This window comes from Parasegetibacter sp. NRK P23, assembly GCF_023721715.1.
GTDB lineage: Bacteria > Bacteroidota > Bacteroidia > Chitinophagales > Chitinophagaceae > Parasegetibacter.
On the sequence record NZ_JAMDLG010000001.1, the window covers coordinates 34,246 to 50,946 of the forward strand.

A 16,701-nucleotide genomic window follows, 5' to 3' on the forward strand; every position below is an offset into this window, starting at 1 on the left:
CCTCTCCCCCGGGAGAGGGGCCGGGGGGAGGCTAAAATATCCAAACTTGTCACACAAAAAATTCTTTTGCATCGACGCGCATACCTGCGGCAATCCCGTCCGGCTCGTGGCCGGAGGCGGTCCTATGCTGAAAGGTGACTCCATGATGGAGAAAAGACTGCATTTTCTTGCTGAATACGACTGGATCAGGAAAGGACTCATGTTTGAGCCCCGCGGGCACGACATGATGAGCGGAAGCATTCTTTATCCGCCCCACGATCCACAGAATGATGTGGCCGTTCTTTTTATAGAAACCAGTGGCTGTTTGCCCATGTGCGGACACGGTACCATCGGCACCATCACCATCGCCATCGAAGAAGGATTGATTACGCCGAAAGTCCCCGGTAAATTGAGGATGGAAGCACCTGCCGGGCTGGTACTCATCGACTATTTGCAGGAAGGAAAAAAGGTGAAGTCGGTAAAACTCACCAATGTAAAGTCGTTCCTGGCCGCTGAAGCGCTGGAAGTGGAATGTCCCGACCTGGGTACCATCACGGTGGATGTGGCTTATGGCGGTAACTTTTATGCTATCGTTGACCCGCAACCGAATTTTCCGGGATTGCAACATTTCTCCGCTGATCAACTGATTGCCTGGAGCCGTGTTTGCAGACAGCGCCTGAACGAAAAATACACTTTCATTCATCCCGAGAATGAACACATCAAAGGATTGAGCCACATGTTGTGGACCGGTGCACCACTTGATGCGACTTCTTCCGCAAGGAACGCCGTATTCTACGGCGACAAAGCGATCGACCGTTCACCCTGTGGAACCGGCACCTCCGCCAGGATGGCGCAATGGTACGCCAAAGGAAAGCTGAAGAAAGGAGATGAGTTTATCCACGAAAGTATTATCGGCTCTAAATTCACGGGTAGAATAGAAGAAGAAACCACCATCGGCGGCAAACCCGCTATCGTACCCAGTATTGAAGGATGGGCCATGGTTACAGGATACAATACCATCATCATTGACGATGAGGATCCGTACGCGCATGGTTTCCAGGTGATATAATTTTCGCCCCTCTCCCCCGGAGAGGGAAGGGGGGGAGGCCTTAATTTCAAAATTTCTCTCATGAAAGCAACAATCATCGGCGGAGGCATTATCGGCCTCTGCTCCGCATATTATCTCAGGAAAGATGGGTGGGACGTTACCATCGTAGATAAAACCGATCTTTCCGACAACTGTTCCTACGGAAACCTCGGCATGATCGTTCCCAGTCATTTCGTGCCGCTGGCGGCGCCGGGCATCGTTTCGCAGGGCATCCGCTGGATGTTCAACGCGAAAAGTCCGTTCTACGTGAAACCCTCGCTCAGTATGAACCTGATTTCGTGGGGACTCAAATTCCTGAAGAGCGCCAATGCACGCAATGTAGAATCGGCTGCTGTTCCGCTGCGCGATATCAACCTCCTCAGTAAAGGGTTGTATGAGGAACTGAAAGATTTACCCGGCTTCGATTTCTCTTTCGAGAAGAAGGGGATCATGATGTATTACAAAACGGAACACGTTGCTGAAGAAGAAATTCACCTTGCGGAAAAGGCCCGCTCCATGGGCCTGGATGCCGTTGCCCTCAGCCGGGAAGAAGTGAAGGCGCTGGAACCACAGATGGATCCGGATGTATTGGGCGCGGTACACTACAAATGCGATGCGCATATTTATCCCAACGCGCTGAACAGGCAACTGGTGCAATGGCTCCGTGAAAGCGGGGTGAAGTTTGTAACAGGAACGGATATCCGTAAAATTGTAGTGGAAGGAACTTTTGTGAAGAAGGTGATTACGGCGAAAGAAGAGATTGCCACGGATGTGCTGGTGGCGGCGGCCGGTTCCTGGCTGCCTGAAATCACCCGCATGGTAGGCGTTTCCATCCCGCTGATGCCTGGCAAAGGTTATTCATTTACGTTAGCGTCTCCTGAAAAAGTATTGAACATCCCTGCGATATTATGTGAAGCCCGCGTGGCCATTACACCTATGGGCGGCAGAATGCGTTACGGCGGCACCATGGAACTGGGCGCGGTGAACAACAAGGTGAACATGACGCGCGTGCAGGGCATTGTAGAATCGGTACCCGATTATTTCCCCGGACTGGAACTGGAGATGCCCGCTGAAAAAGATGTCTGGCACGGCTTCAGGCCCTGTTCTCCTGATGGTATCCCCTATATCGGAGCGTCGCAGAAAGTTTCCAACCTGCTGATCGCCGGTGGACACGCGATGATGGGATTAAGTCTCGGACCCGCCACAGGCAAACTGATCGCTGAACTGGCCGGCCACAAGACCACCAGTATTTCCGTTGCGGCATTTGATCCGGAGCGCTTTAGCTGAAAATAAAACAACTGCTATGATAAAACGTTTTGCCATTGCCACATGGCTGGTCGTCTCAGGTTTGCCGGCAGCTACTTTCGCCCAAACCGTTAAAGATTATGTGCCCTGCCAGGTGATGCCCGATATCCTGAACAAATTCCGTGTGGACGAAAACACGCTTTCCCGTTTTTATACCGTGGAAGGCTCTCCCGAACGCATTGCACGGATGGAGCAATTGTACAACGATTATGGAAAGCAACTGGCGACCGTAAAATTCTCGGCGTTACCGCAGGAATGTAAGGTGGACTATATTCTCTTCAAAAGGGACCTCGCCGAAAGGATGCGCCTGCTAGCGATCGATAAGAAAGAGATCGCCGGTATCGCTCAATGGTTCAGCTTTACAGCGCCCATCTACGACCTGGAAAAAGGACGCAGAAGAGGTGCTTCCGTCAGCGGTGAAAAGATTGCCGCCGATTTCGCGAAAGTAGAAAAGCAGGTGAAGGATCTGGATGAAAAACTGAAGCAGACCAAGAACATTGGCGTATTGGAAATCCGTCGCGCGGAATCTATGATCCAGGGTGTGAAACGTGCCTTGTGGAGCGTAAACGAATTCTACAACGGCTATGATCCGATGTACACCTGGTGGGTGCCTAAAACCTACGAAAAGCTGAACGACGCGCTTACAGGGTATGGCCGTACCTGGCAATCCAAAATGAACAACGACGCGTTGCAGCAGGACAAAAGCGGCATCGTGGGCAAACCAATCGGGAAAGAAGAAATCGAAAAGCAACTCGCTTATGAAATGATGCCTTACACCGCGGAAGAACTGATTGAAGTGGCCAACAAGGAATTCGCGTGGTGCGACAAAGAAATGCTGAAGGCTTCCGCTGAACTCGGCTTTGGCAACAACTGGAAAGCGGCCCTGGAAAAAGTAAAAGAATCCTACGTACCGGCCGGCAAACAGCCCGAACTCATCCTCCGGCTCTACAACGAATCTGTCGACTTCATCAAGAAAAAAGACCTGATCACCTTACCCCCGCTGGCCGAAGAAACCTGGGGTATGATCATGATGACGCCCGAACGTCAATTGGTGAACCCGTTCTTTACCGGTGGCCGTGAAATCAGTATCTCTTACCCCACCAATACCATGAGTTACGACGACCGCCTCATGAGTATGCGCGGCAACAACCCGCATTTCTCCCGTGCCACCGTGCACCACGAACTGCTGGCGGGGCACAACCTCCAGTATTTCATGAACAGCCGTTACCGCAACTACCGTAACTTCCAAACCCCGTTCTGGACGGAAGGCTGGGCGTTGTACTGGGAATTTCTGCTCTGGGAACAGGGCTTCCCGCAAGGCCCCGAGGACCGCATCGGCATGTTGTTCTGGCGCATGCACCGTTGCGCGCGCATCATCTTCTCCCTGAACTACCACCTCGGTAAATGGACGCCGCAACAATGCATCGACTTCCTTGTGGACAGGGTAGGGCATGAACGCGCCAATGCCGAAGGCGAAGTGCGCCGTTCCTTTGTTGGCGGCTACAGCCCCTTGTACCAACTCGCGTACATGATGGGTGGCCTGCAGTTTTTCGCCCTGAAAAAAGAACTCGTTGATACGAAGAAACTATCCCATAAAGATTTTCACGACGCCATCATCTCCCTCAACGCCATGCCGGTTGAAATGATCCGTGCCATCCTCACCAACCAGCCCCTGAAAGAGGACCACAAAAGCGCCTGGAGATTCTATAAGTAATGTAGTCTGCTGTGTAATAAAAAGAAAGGCGCACCAGTAATGATGCGCCTTCTTTAATTAGTTATCCCGAACTATACTCAAGCAGGTATTCTCCTTCAATAAATCTCTTTCTAACCTGGCTCTACCTCTCTAAATACCAACGTTCCAAACGTTGCGTCTTTGCGTCGTTGCGAGAGATTATTTTTTTCTCGCAATTGCTTTGTGCTTCGCACTGCGCAACGCAAAGGAGCAAAGACGCAAGGAGCTGTTGTTGGGCAAAATGCTAAAAAAATAATGCTTTAATAAAAGGAGCAAGGCCTTGCGTCCTTGCTCCTTCGCGTCTTCGCGTGAAACCACTACCTTCCTTTCCGCCCAACACCACCCTCCACTTCTCTCACCAGCACTGTCCCATCTGCAAACACTATATTCAGCTTGTATTTCCCGGGAGGAAGCACGTACCTGTTTTCATCGTAGTTGCCCTGCTTTTTCCACTGCTCATGCAATGCTTCCTGAACTGATGTAGCAATGGCAAGCGGCACTTCCGCTATATTGATACCGCTTACCGCCGTATCTTTTACCTGCATCAGTTCTTTCCCATCCGCAGCAATCAATGTAATGCTGATCGGCCCTGGTTCTTTAGTAAAAAATGCCACTGCGGGCAACTGGTCGTTGGAGGGGGCGCTGAACCGCCTTCTGCCCCGTGGCGCGGCTACAGGTGCCTGTTTGGCTTCCAGCATAAAAGGTTTGCCTTCGATTTTCTCCGCTGTAAGTTGCTGTATATATGCAATATCCCCGGTGTAAATGGAACGGCCATGTGTAGCCACTACTATGGCTTTGTCGCGTTGTTGCAAGGCGATATCATGCACGGGAACGCGGGGCATGCCGTTGTCCCAGGGGTGGAATGATTGTCCTTTGTTGAACGAAACATACAATCCGTTGTCTGTTCCTACGTACAATACATTTTCGTTGACGGAATCTTCGCGTACTACGTTAAGGGGTTCCAGCGGAAGCTCTTTTCCCAGGCGCGTCCAGTTTTTACCGAAATCTTCACTTACATAGAGATAGGGTTCGAAATGATCATAACGATACCCGTTTAATGTGGCGTACACACGTCCTTCCTGGTGCGCGGAAGCCTGTACCCTTGATACCCAGAGGCGTTGGGGTAGTTTACCTGTTATGTCTGTCCAGGAGAAACCGCCATCCCTGCTTACATGAATGCGGCCATCATCTGAACCGGCGTACAGCAAACCGAATTTCATGGGCGATTCGTGGAGCGTGGTAATGGTACCGTAGGGAACATCACCTTTTACAAAACCGTGGGTAAGGTCAGGGGAGATGGCGGTCATGTTCGCGCCTTTGTTCAGCGAACGATAAACTTTATTGGCGCCGAGGTACAATACATCGGGCTGGTGCACAGACAAATGAATGGGCGTTTGCCAGTTGAAGCGCAGGGGCTTTTCCCCGAATTGATGCGAAGGTTGTATGCCCAGGTAGGGAACGGACTGGTCAAGGCTGTTGCGGTAGTAGTAGCCGAATTGGGAACCTGTATAATACGTGTTGTTGTCCCTGGGGTCTACCTGTACCTGCATGCCATCGCCGCCGCCGATGCTTTTGTAGGGATAGTTGCCGTCTGCGGTCCAGTTGTAGCTGAAGGTGTAAGTGGAGGGGCCATACCATACCCCGTTGTCCTGCATACCCCCGTATATTCTGTAAGGAATGGCATTATCGGTGGTAATGGCGTAGAATTGTCCCAGTGGAGGTGTGTTGGCTTTAAACCAGGTGGCGCCGTTGTCGTAACTGATGTTGATGCCTCCGTCGTTGCCATTGATGAAATGGTCATCGTTTTTCGGATCGAACCAGAACGCGTGGTGGTCCACGTGTACATTTTCTTTGCCAAGGTCACGGAAGGTTTTGCCGCCGTCTTCGGAACAAAGCAATGGTACGGCCACGGTCACGATCTTATCGGGATTTACGGGGGATATCCAGATCCGGGCGAACACATAACCGTAGGTGAAGAAGGCGTTGTCGATGTATTTGTCGTGTGTTTTCTTCCATGTTTTCCCGCCGTCGTTGCTGCGGAATATCTCAGCGCCGGTAACATCGGGTGAGGGATCGGTAAAGATGGATTTGTCTTCACTGATGAAATCCGTTAACGCGGTAGGGGAGATGGTGCCGTTCTTTACTTTTTCTTTCACGGAAACCGCGGTTTCATTCGGAATGCGGTAACGGCGTATAAAGGCGTCCAGTTTTTTATTGTCGAGTGTATCAAAACTTTTTTGGGTCAGCTTCAGCAAATCTTTTGGTGCGTATTCATCGACGCTGTTGCTATTGTCGCCCGTTGTTTTTCGCGGTGCCTGGTTATCCACTACACAATAAAGGATATCGGGATTCTTCGGATAAACGGCTATGCCCGTTCTTCCAACATATTTACCGTAGGGCAAACCGCTGCCGGGCGTATTCAGTTTGTTCCATGTTTTCCCGCCATCGGTACTTTTATAGATACCGGAACCTTCACCGGATTCCACGAAATTCCAGGCTTTTCTGCCTTTCTCCCACATACAGGCGTAAACGATTTCCGGATTTACGGGATCACTGGTAATATCGATGGCGCCTGTACTATCGTTGATGTATAGCGTTTGTTGCCATGTTTTGCCGCCGTCTTCTGTTCTGAATATGCCGCGTTCTTTGCTGTTGGTGTATAGTTTTCCGGTAACGGCCACCAACGCGGTGTTTTTGCCGCTTTGGAGTGCGATGCCGCCGATATGGTGCGATTCCGGTAAGCCGCACCAGGCCCAGGTTTTGCCGTTGTCTTCGCTTTTATAAACACCGGTGCCCGAATAAGAGGAACGTTGAGCGTTGGGTTCGCCCGTGCCCAGCCAGATGATGCGTTCTTTCCAGTTCACAGTAACATCGCCCATGAAGGTATGGGGAAGGTTATCGGAGATGGGCGTAAAACTCTGTCCGTTGTTTTTTGTATGCCATAATCCACCACTGGCGTATGCTACATAAAATTCCACCGGATTTTCCGGGTTCACGTCAATATCCGTTACCCGGCCGCTCATGATGGTGGGGCCGACATTCTTCAATGGGAGCGCCGATACCCAGGATGAATTGGCCAATTTGCCGCGTTGCTGTTCACTTTGTGATTTTTGCGTGGCGGTGGTTGGTTTGTAAGGCGATTGTGCGGCGATGGAACCTGTGAGCAGGAGCAGGGCCGCAGTGGAAAGGGTGATTCTCATATCTGTTAAAAGCTTGTATTGTTTAGCGTTTGGTTAGGATTCCGCCATTGTTTTCCGCGAGGAACGGACGAAATAATAAATAGGAATGCCGGCCAGTGTGATGATAAGTCCCGGCCAGGTATATTCCGGTTTGAAGATGATGAGCAGTATACAAAAGCTCATGCCCATAATGATATAAATAATGGGCAACACCGGGTAGCCGAATGCCTTATAGGGTCTTTCCGCATCGGGTCTTTTCTTCCGCAGGATAAAAATGCCCGCGATGGTAAGCATATAGAATCCCACCACCACGAAGGAAATCATATCCAGCAACTGGCCATATTGCCCGCTAAGACTCCAGGCTGAAGCGAACACACATTGTAGCCAGAGCGCCCATGCCGGCACATTATTTTTATTGAGGGTTCCTGCTTTTTTAAAGAAGAGTCCATCCTTCGCCATGGTGTAATAAACCCTTGCGCCCGCCAGGATAAGCCCGTTGTTGCAACCAAACGTGGAGATCATGATGAGGAACGCGATCACGTAAGTGCCGAAGGACGGGAATATTTTATTCGCTGCGGCAATGGCAACACGGTCGTCGGTAGGGAAAGCGAGTTCGTTCAATGGAAGTACGTTCAGGTACATCAGGTTGGCGAGGATATAGATGATGGTAACGATCATGGTGCCGAGCAGCAAACTCAATCCAATATTGCGTTTGGGGTTTTTCATTTCTCCGGCGATGAAAGTGACGTTGTTCCAGGAATCACTGCTAAAAATGGAGCCTACCATGGCCGCGGCGATACCGCCCAGCAATACCGTTCCGCCGATGTTGGTCCAGCCGCCACCGGTGACAAAAGCGCCTGAGGCATCCCGCTCTATCTGGCGGGCCTGGAAAGCGTTCTGCCAGTTCTCTGCCCAAAAACTTTCTTTCACGAGCAGGAACCCGAATATGATGAGCCCGAACAAGGCCAGCAACTTCGTGGAAGTGAATATGGTCTGGATGAATTTCCCTTCCTTCACTCCTCTTGAATTCACATAAGTAAGTAATATGATAATAGAGATGGCGACCAGTTGCCCCGCGTAAATATTAAGTGGCCCGATATTAAACAGGAAATAAGTATTACCCAGTTCGGGCACCAGGTAGGCCAGGAACTTGGAGAAAGCCACGCCTACCGCGGCGATGGTGGCCGTTTGAATAACGGCGAAAAAACTCCATCCATAAAGAAAGCCCATCAGTGGGTTGTAGGCTTCTTTCAGGTATACATATTGTCCACCCGCTTTGGGGAACATACCGCTCAGTTCACCATAACTCAGGGCGGCGGTAAGTGTCATAAAACCGGTAATCACCCATACGGCGATCAGCCAGCCCGCGCTGCCGGTGTAACGCATGATATCGGCGCTGACGATAAATATACCCGACCCGATCATGGAACCGGCCACCACCATGGTGCCGTCAAAAAGGGATAGCGTGGGCTTGAAACTGGATTGACTCATAAGTGCTTGTTGTTCAATTTTGGTTAGGGAGGAAAGTTAAAGAATATTATCGGTGCCACGTGTGATCCGCCTATCCGTATTTTCACCGGTGTTGGGCAGATTTTCACTGATGAACAACCGGAGAAAAAACCTTCCTTGATTGATAAAATACTGTCAGCATCAGTTAATTCAAAAGAACCACCCCCGGGCCACTATCCCTATCTTTATAAGTGTATCGATTACAGTAAATTCATTTTTCTTCCCGTTCAGTCACTTGACAAAAGCAAACCGTTATGATGAGACAAAATGTGATGAATGCCGGCCTGATGATTGCGATCGCCATAGGATCGGGCACAGCTCATGCGCAACAACAGATGCAGCGCGATTATCCCATTCAGCCAGTTCCCTTCACGCATGTACACCTGCACGATGATTTCTGGGCGCCGAAAATTGAGGTGAACGCCAATGTTACCATTCCTTATGTACTCGAAAAATGTCGTGAAACAGGGAGGATAGATAATTTTCTGAAAGCAGCCGGCAAGATGCCCGTAGGAAAAATTACAGAGTATCCCTTCGACGATACGGATATTTACAAGATGATTGAAGGCGCTTCTTACGCCCTCCAGGTTAAAAAGGATGCCTCACTCGAAAAATCACTCGATTCACTGATCGCGATCATCGGAGCTGCCCAGGAACCCGATGGCTACCTTTATACTTTCCGCAGCATGAAGCCGGAAAAACTGCATCCCTGGATCAGTGAGAAAAGATGGATGAAAGACTGGGACCTGAGCCATGAACTGTACAATTGCGGCCACCTGTATGAAGCCGCCGTTGCCCACTATATCGCTACCGGTAAAAAAACGATGCTCAACATCGCCATCAAAAACGCCGATCTGCTCGTAAAAGATTTCGGTCCCGGAAAACTGGATGTTTTCCCCGGCCACCAGGTGGTGGAAATGGGCCTCGCCCGGCTGTACAGGGTTACCGGTAAAAAAGAATACCTCGACCTGGCCAAGTTCTTCCTGGATGTGCGTGGAAAAAGTTCCGTGGGCCGGGGTTCCGAATACAGCCAGTCGCACAAAATGGTGACCGACCAGCACGAAGCGGTGGGACATGCCGTACGCGCCGCCTATATGTACACCGGCATGGCTGATGTTGCCGCGCTTACGGGCAATCCTGATTACCTGAAAGCCATCAACGATATCTGGCACGATGTGGTGGAAAAGAAAATGTACCTCACGGGAGGAATCGGCGCTACCGGAGCCGGAGAAGCTTTCGGTGCGGCCTACCACCTGCCCAATATGTCGGCATACGCGGAAACATGCGCCTCTATCGCCAATGTGTACTGGAACAACAGGATGTTCCTCATGAATGGAGACGCGAAGTATGTGGATGTGATGGAAAGGGTGTTGTACAATGGGCTGCTTTCGGGCATCGCGGCCGATGGGAAGAAATTCTTCTACCCCAATCCGCTGGCCTCTATGGGGCAACACCAGCGCAGCGCCTGGTTCGGATGCGCCTGCTGCATTTCCAACGTTACCCGCTTTATGCCTTCTGTTCCCGGTTACGTATATGCGCAAAGTAATAATGATCTGTATGTGAATCTGTTCATCGCGGGTAAATCAGATATTACATTACCGGCCACCAAACTTTCCCTGGAACAGGTGACCGGGTATCCCTGGAAGGGAAATGTGGACCTCCTCGTGAATCCAGCTAAAAAAGCAGCCTTCTCGCTTCGGGTACGCATCCCCGGTTGGGCACGCCAGGAAGCTGTTCCCGGTGATCTTTATCGCTTCGCCGATACTTCCGGATCGAAAGTAGTGGTGAAACTGAATGGCAAACCCGTTCAATACAAGCTGGACAAAGGCTACGTGGTCTTTAACCGTACCTGGCAGAAAGGGGATAAAGTAACCCTGGAACTGCCTATGGAAGTGGAGAAAGTACTGGCCAATGCCAAAGTTGAAGACGATAAAGGACGCTTCGCCCTGCAACGTGGCCCACTGGTGTATTGCCTGGAAGGTCCTGATAACACAGATAGCGTGGTGCAGAACATTGTCGTGAATGAAAAGGCGCCTGTAAGTTCACAGTTCAACGATGAATTATTGAACGGGGTATTGGTGCTTTCCGCAAAAGGAAGTTCTACCAGCCGCCAGTTAAATTCCGATCAGCTCATCAAAAAGGAGCAGGAAGTAAAAGCCATTCCTTACTATGCCTGGAACAACCGCGGACCAGGGGAAATGGTGGTGTGGATTCCTTACCTGGAATCTGCCGCCCGTCCCAAACCCGCACCCACCATCGCTTCCAAAGCCAAAGTGTCTGCCTCCGTACGCGACCGCAGGATGATGATTGCTTTGAATGACCAGTACGAACCGAAAAACTCCCTGGACAACAGTGCGGTTTACATGCACTGGTGGCCGAAAAAGAATACCCAGGAGTGGATCCAGTACGATTTCGACCAGCCCTATACGGTGTCAGAATCGAGCGTCTACTGGTTCGATGATGGTCCTTTCGGCGGATGCCGTATTCCCGCTTCCTGGAAGATATTATACAAGGATGGCGAGAATTGGGTGCCGGTGAAAACCACTGCGCCGTATGTAACGGAGAAAGATAAATACAACGTGGTGAAATTCGAACCCGTTAAAACAACGGCGCTCCGCATCGAAATTCAATTACCGCAGGACCATGCCACAGGTGTGCATGAATGGATCGTGAAATAAGGAACTACAACCATCATATTACAACTTCGTTGATGCAATACCGGAATATCTGCATGGCGGTGCTGTGCGCGCAAACTTTGCTCAGTTCCGTGGATACCAGCGCCCAGCAAAGCGCATCCATGGTGATCCATACCGGCGCGGTAAAAAACACAGTTTCTCCCAACCTGCACGGAATATTCTTTGAAGAGATCAGTCATGGAGGAGAAGGTGGTTTGTATGCCGAAATGATCCAGAACAGGGGATTTGAAGAAAGCCGCCTTCCGCCGGGAACCACGTTGGAAAACGGATTCATCGTCCCCAACAGAACGCCGCACTATAACCTGAATGGCCGTGCCTCCGACTGGCGCATGCCCTGGCGGAAAACGGAACACCCTTACTGGCGGTTGAATACGGCGCCCGACGCGGAGATTGATATCCGCATCACGAAAGAAAATCCATTGAATACGGCCACGCCCAATTCGATGGAAGTACAAGTGAAAAAACTTAGTCCCTCAGGAAAGAACGACCTGTTGAATGAAGGTTTCTGGGGCATCAACGCGAAAAAAGGGGAGACCTGTAACCTCTATTTCTATGCCCGTTCCGCCGACGATTATACTGGTCCGCTTACCGTGGCTTTGCAATCGGAAGACGGCACTATACTGGCTTCACATACTTTCAGTTCCGTAAAAGGCGCGCAATGGAAAAAATACAGTTGCACCTTAACGCCCAACGCTACCGATGGCAAGGCGAAGTTTATTTTTCGCTTCGGAAGTACCGGTAAACTCTGGCTCGATTTCGTATCACTTTTCCCGAAGGAAACATTTAAAAAAAGGCCCAACGGCATTCGTAAAGACCTGGCACAATACCTCGCCGACCTGAAACCCGCTTTTGTGCGCTGGCCCGGCGGCTGCTTTGTAGAAGGCATCAACGTGGAAAGTGCGCCCAACTGGAAAACATCTCTTGGCCCCGTGGAAAAAAGACCGGGTACCTTCAGTGTTTGGGATTACTGGTCCAGCGATGGGTTCGGTTACCATGAGTTCCTTCAGTTCTGCGAAGACATCAACGCCGATGCCCTTTATGTTTTCAACGCGGGCGTGTCCTGTGAATTCAGAAGCGGCACTTTTATTCCGGATTCCTCCATGCAACCGGTGATCGATGATGTGCTGGATGGCATCGAATATGCCATAGGTCCAGTTACTTCCAAATGGGGAAAGGTCCGTGCGGCCAATGGACATCCCAAACCATTTCCGCTAAAATATGTGGAAGTGGGCAACGAGCAGCATGGCCCCTGGTACGCGAAACGATACAACCAGTTCCACGATGCCATCAAAAAGAAATACCCGCAACTGAAGATCATCTCCAGCATGGGCATCGGGGACATCAACCGGCACACGCTAGACAGCATCCATACTACCGATATTGCCGATGAACATGCTTACAAGGCTGCCTGGTGGGCCTTCTCCAACTATGATCATTTCAACCGGTACAAACGCGGGGATTACGAAGTGTATGTGGGCGAATACGCCACCAATGGCGGTGTGGGCAGCGGAAACATGCTGGCGGCATTGAACGATGCCGTGTATATACTTGGCATGGAAAACAACGGTGATCTCGTGAAAATGTCGAGTTACGCCCCGCTATTTGAAAATGTGAATACGCGCCACTGGCCCGTGAACCTCATTAATTTTAACGCCGCGCAAAGTTTCGCCCGTATTTCCTACTACACTATTCAGATGATGAACCAGCACCGGGCCGATCAAAATCTGAAAGCGGAACTGAAAATGATCGCCGGAGCAAAAGTTCGTCCTAAATACGCGGGCGGTATTGGCCTCGCCACCTGGGATACTGAAACGGAATACCGGGATATTGAAGTCATTTCCGATGGGAAAACGGTGTATAAAAGTGATTTTGATACCAGGCCCGAGGAATGGAAAACGATACGCGGCAAATGGGAAGTGAAGAACGGCGCGATGGCGCAAACAGCGCAGGGTGCGCAGCGGCTTAAAATCCTCACGGGACAACATTTCGAGACCTATACCCTGAGGCTGAAAGCCCGGAAAATAAGTGGCTACAACGCATTCATTATTCCGTTCGCCGTAAAGGATGAAAACAAACACCTCCGTGCGCACATCGGATCACACGTTAACAACAATTCCGCTTTTGAAATTGTATCCGGAGAATCCGTGGCCGATGTTACCCCGCAACGCCGGCTTCCTGCTCCGATAGAAACCGGCAGATGGTACGATATCCGGCTGGAAGTAGGTCCGGATAAGGTGGAATGTTACCTCAACGACAAATTGCTGATGACTTACGAAGAACCTTCAAAGCTGATTGGATTGGCGGGGAAAGATACGGCTACCGGAGAACTGATTTTGAAAGTGGTGAACGGGCATGAAGAAGCCTGCATTACTGATGTTCGGTTAGAAGATGGCTTTGAAGTCGCTTCAGGAGATGCTTTCGTATTGAGCGCTGCATCATTGGAAGTGGAAAACAGTTTTTCTGCGCCGCGGCAATATGTTCCGGTTAAAACGGCATTGGGTGTGAAGGGGATGCGGTTTTCTTACACATTTGCACCGTATTCAATAACTGTATTGCGGTTGAAACGGCAATAAGGTAAAAGTTTCTATGTAAAAAAAGGCCACCCCATGAATGAGGCGGCCGCTTATCGAACATAGAAAACTTGTTGTTCTATCTCGCCCGTTTAAAAACAAGCGTATCATAGAAAGGATAATCGGTAAAACCTGGTTGTGTCATCAATATGGCGGCGTACACCGTTTTCGCGGCGGCGTCGTAGCGGCTGGTGGTTACGGCAGGGTTTACTTTTCCGCCTCTGCCATTGGTAGGGGCGGTATAGTAATTGGCCGCGCCTGTGAGGGCACCCGTACCTGGGTCGAAGGTGAACACCGGGGTGTAAGAGCCGAAGCGGCTCCAGCCGGTGAGTGTTTGTAGCGGGTGTGTGTAATCGTTAGCATACTGGGTGTTGTGCAATACAACCGAGTTGGGGCCGGTTGTAATCAGCGACACTTCGTAGGGCCAGGTGTAAGGTGCAGTACTGAAAGCCCGGTCGTTTACCGCGCCCTGCCTCGACCTTAACGTATAAACGCCATCGTATTTGTTTTTGGCCACTACGGCGAAGATATTGGTACTGAAATTTCCGCTGATGGTACCATAGCTCGCGGAGGTGATTTTTACGGGTATGGCGTAACGTTTGGTAAGATCGAACTGATCGGTTTTAAACGTAACGTTTACGGTTGCTTTCTTTTGTCCTTTCGGGATCACCACTGTAGTGTTGGCGATACTGTACATGGCCTCCGGAAGCAGCGTGTAAGTAGTGCCGTTTTCTGTGTTGTAAGTGGTGAGCGCTTCAGGAGAAGGCGCTACCGCAACGGTGATGTCTTGCGGCGCGACATTAGCGCCGGAATAGTTGACCGTGAGCTCCAGGCTGGCGGCGGGTGTAATGTCGTAACTCACATTATAAAGCGGGTACGTGCTGGTGATCGGGGAAGCGATCAGGTCCACGTTCAGGAACTCAATTACATTATTGGTGCCGCTGGGATCCAGCTGGTCCGTATCTTTCAGACAGGAACTCATGGAAATGAAAAGGGCGGTGCACAGGACTAATGCGTATTTTCTCATGTTACATCAATTGTCGTTAAGTGAATTAATTGCGTCGGTCCCAGAATACGTAGGACCCAAAAACTGTAATGCCATCGGGAACGAATTCGGGGTTCAGCTGGAACTCGTTGGTGGGGTAGAGGATTCTTCCCGGAAGTTTGTCCGTGGTGGTGGCGGAGGAAACCGTTGAAACAAATGTGGCGTATTGGTTCAGCGGAAGGGCGTTGCTGATCCGTGGGTATCCTGTTCTTCTGAATTCGGCCCAGGCTTCTCTTCCGTCTATCATATTAAAGGCGATATACTTCTGTGTGATGATGGCTTCCAGTTTTTCTTCATCTGTTACCGCCAGGTCGAAGTTCGCGAGCTTGCTGGCAGAGTTGATGGCCAGGTAATCCGCTGCCGCCGTCACGGGATTGTATCCTGTGGCCAGTTTACCATCCACTCCTTTATAGAGGTAGTTGAATGAAGCGGTGATGCCTTGTTCAAAAAGTGTTTTGGCATTGCCGGGGATTAGTCCCTTCAATACGGCTTCGGCCTGCAGCAGATAGCTTTCAGCACCCAATATCAGCGGTTGCCCCTGAGACGGCCCTTTTAAAACGCCCACGCTGTTGGTGGAGTTCGCATAGTTTACAGCTTCCGTATACCAGGAAGTATTGTCGGAAGGTGCGGCTTGCGCGCTGGAAGTGGTATTGCCCAATTGGTTCCTTGGGGGATAAACGCCGTTCTTGAATCCTCTGAAGATAACATCTCCACGGCCGAAATCTTCGAGTTTGGTTCCATCATAAAAAGTAACGATCCAGTAAGAAGGAATCCTCGATCTTCCACTGCCGGCCTGTGCGCCCGTGGCGGAGCTGTGGTAAGTGTTCCATAGTGGGTTTTGCTGGCCCGCCTGCTTTGCGTAGCCGGGGTTCACCAACGCGTCGTCGGTCAGGAAACCATCGTTGGTAAAAGTGGGTGTTCCCGTGAAAACACCTTCTCCGAAGGCCCTGATCCAAAGTTTCAGTTTAAGCGTATTGGCGAATTTTTTCCAACTGGTCATGTTGCCGCCGAATACCACGTCAGCGGTACCCAGCGCGTTAGGGAATTTCGCGTTATTAATGGTTGCAACGGCCTGATCGAGCTGGTTGGCCAATGAGGCGTAGATGTCTTTCGCGTTGTCGTAAGCCGGGGTAAGGCCACCTTCACCTTTCAGGGCCTCGGAATAAGGGACATCATTGTATTCATCTACCAGCAGTTGAAAATTGAAAGCTTTCATGATCCTGGCCACCGCGTTGAAATAAGCCAGGGTATCATTGTTATCGGTGGTGGTAAGAATATACTCATAGTCTTCCAGGTTATCGTAGGTGCTGCTCCACAATCCGGTGAAGCTTCCGGTGGTGTAGTCGTACGTAATGGTGGCGCCCCAGCCGCCGAATCCACCGGCGTTCGCGAAGTACCCGGCCTGCCAGGAACCGTAATCATGGAAAGAAACGCCGAGTGTTGAAGCGGTATATACCAGGGCTTGCGGGAGCACCAGGTTGGGCGACACTTCAGTGGCGGAATTAGGATTCTCATTCACGTCCAGGTATTTCTTGCAGGAAGTGAAGGTGGAGAGCAGAAGGAGTAAGAGGTATATTTGAGATCTTATTCTTTTCATTG

General features: G+C 50.6%; 9 protein-coding genes. 5 read left to right on the plus strand and 4 right to left on the minus strand.

Going from position 1 to position 16,701, the window contains the following annotated elements; translation table 11 throughout:
- The first annotated feature begins 46 nt into the window (after positions 1 to 46).
- Genes M4J38_RS00120 through M4J38_RS00130 form a run of 3 tightly spaced genes read left to right on the plus strand, consistent with a single transcriptional unit; the run spans position 47 to position 4,085 of the window.
- The gene (locus tag M4J38_RS00120; protein ID WP_251757492.1) at positions 47 to 1,048 is read left to right on the plus strand and encodes a 4-hydroxyproline epimerase; all 1,002 of its coding nucleotides are present in this window, start codon (positions 47 to 49) and stop codon (positions 1,046 to 1,048) included.
- A 60-nt stretch (positions 1,049 to 1,108) separates the two neighbouring features.
- Complete coding sequence (locus tag M4J38_RS00125) at positions 1,109 to 2,353, plus strand: FAD-binding oxidoreductase (RefSeq protein WP_251757493.1); 1,245 nt, start codon at positions 1,109 to 1,111, stop codon at positions 2,351 to 2,353.
- 16 nt (positions 2,354 to 2,369) lie between these two features.
- Positions 2,370 to 4,085: a DUF885 family protein gene (locus tag M4J38_RS00130; RefSeq protein WP_251757494.1), complete on the plus strand. Its 1,716-nt coding sequence runs from the start codon at positions 2,370 to 2,372 to the stop codon at positions 4,083 to 4,085.
- A gap of 335 nt (positions 4,086 to 4,420) precedes the next feature.
- Here the strand turns inward: M4J38_RS00130 and M4J38_RS00135 are convergent, their stop codons facing one another.
- A complete protein-coding gene (locus M4J38_RS00135) occupies positions 4,421 to 7,303 on the minus strand; it encodes a hypothetical protein (protein ID WP_251757495.1) in 2,883 nt (960 codons plus the stop codon).
- A 33-nt stretch (positions 7,304 to 7,336) separates the two neighbouring features.
- Positions 7,337 to 8,773, minus strand: a complete 1,437-nt coding sequence (locus M4J38_RS00140; protein WP_251757496.1) for an APC family permease — start codon at positions 8,771 to 8,773, stop codon at positions 7,337 to 7,339.
- Between the two features lie 272 nt (positions 8,774 to 9,045).
- Here M4J38_RS00140 and M4J38_RS00145 point away from each other — a divergent pair, with 272 nt between their 5' ends.
- Together M4J38_RS00145 and M4J38_RS00150 are read left to right on the plus strand one after the other, a co-directional pair.
- Positions 9,046 to 11,469, plus strand: coding sequence for a beta-L-arabinofuranosidase domain-containing protein (locus M4J38_RS00145; protein WP_251757497.1), 2,424 nt, complete (start codon positions 9,046 to 9,048; stop codon positions 11,467 to 11,469).
- A gap of 32 nt (positions 11,470 to 11,501) precedes the next feature.
- The gene (locus tag M4J38_RS00150) at positions 11,502 to 14,060 is read left to right on the plus strand and encodes an alpha-L-arabinofuranosidase C-terminal domain-containing protein (protein ID WP_251757498.1); all 2,559 of its coding nucleotides are present in this window, start codon (positions 11,502 to 11,504) and stop codon (positions 14,058 to 14,060) included.
- Positions 14,061 to 14,136: 76 nt separating this feature from the next.
- On the opposite strand, the gene M4J38_RS00155 is transcribed toward M4J38_RS00150, so the two are convergent.
- The gene (locus tag M4J38_RS00155) at positions 14,137 to 15,084 is read right to left on the minus strand and encodes a DUF1735 domain-containing protein (protein ID WP_251757499.1); all 948 of its coding nucleotides are present in this window, start codon (positions 15,082 to 15,084) and stop codon (positions 14,137 to 14,139) included.
- A 25-nt stretch (positions 15,085 to 15,109) separates the two neighbouring features.
- The gene (locus M4J38_RS00160; protein ID WP_251757500.1) at positions 15,110 to 16,699 is read right to left on the minus strand and encodes a SusD/RagB family nutrient-binding outer membrane lipoprotein; all 1,590 of its coding nucleotides are present in this window, start codon (positions 16,697 to 16,699) and stop codon (positions 15,110 to 15,112) included.
- Positions 16,700 to 16,701 lie beyond the last annotated feature (2 nt).

Coding starts and splice junctions, on each gene's coding strand:
- M4J38_RS00150 (WP_251757498.1), top strand. CDS start 11,502: ATGCAATACCGGAATATCTGCATGGCGGTGCTGTGCGCGCAAACTTTG.
- M4J38_RS00135 (WP_251757495.1), bottom strand. CDS start 7,303: ATGAGAATCACCCTTTCCACTGCGGCCCTGCTCCTGCTCACAGGTTCC.
- M4J38_RS00130 (WP_251757494.1), top strand. CDS start 2,370: ATGATAAAACGTTTTGCCATTGCCACATGGCTGGTCGTCTCAGGTTTG.
- M4J38_RS00160 (WP_251757500.1), bottom strand. CDS start 16,699: ATGAAAAGAATAAGATCTCAAATATACCTCTTACTCCTTCTGCTCTCC.
- M4J38_RS00125 (WP_251757493.1), top strand. CDS start 1,109: ATGAAAGCAACAATCATCGGCGGAGGCATTATCGGCCTCTGCTCCGCA.
- M4J38_RS00155 (WP_251757499.1), bottom strand. CDS start 15,084: ATGAGAAAATACGCATTAGTCCTGTGCACCGCCCTTTTCATTTCCATG.
- M4J38_RS00145 (WP_251757497.1), top strand. CDS start 9,046: ATGATGAGACAAAATGTGATGAATGCCGGCCTGATGATTGCGATCGCC.
- M4J38_RS00140 (WP_251757496.1), bottom strand. CDS start 8,773: ATGAGTCAATCCAGTTTCAAGCCCACGCTATCCCTTTTTGACGGCACC.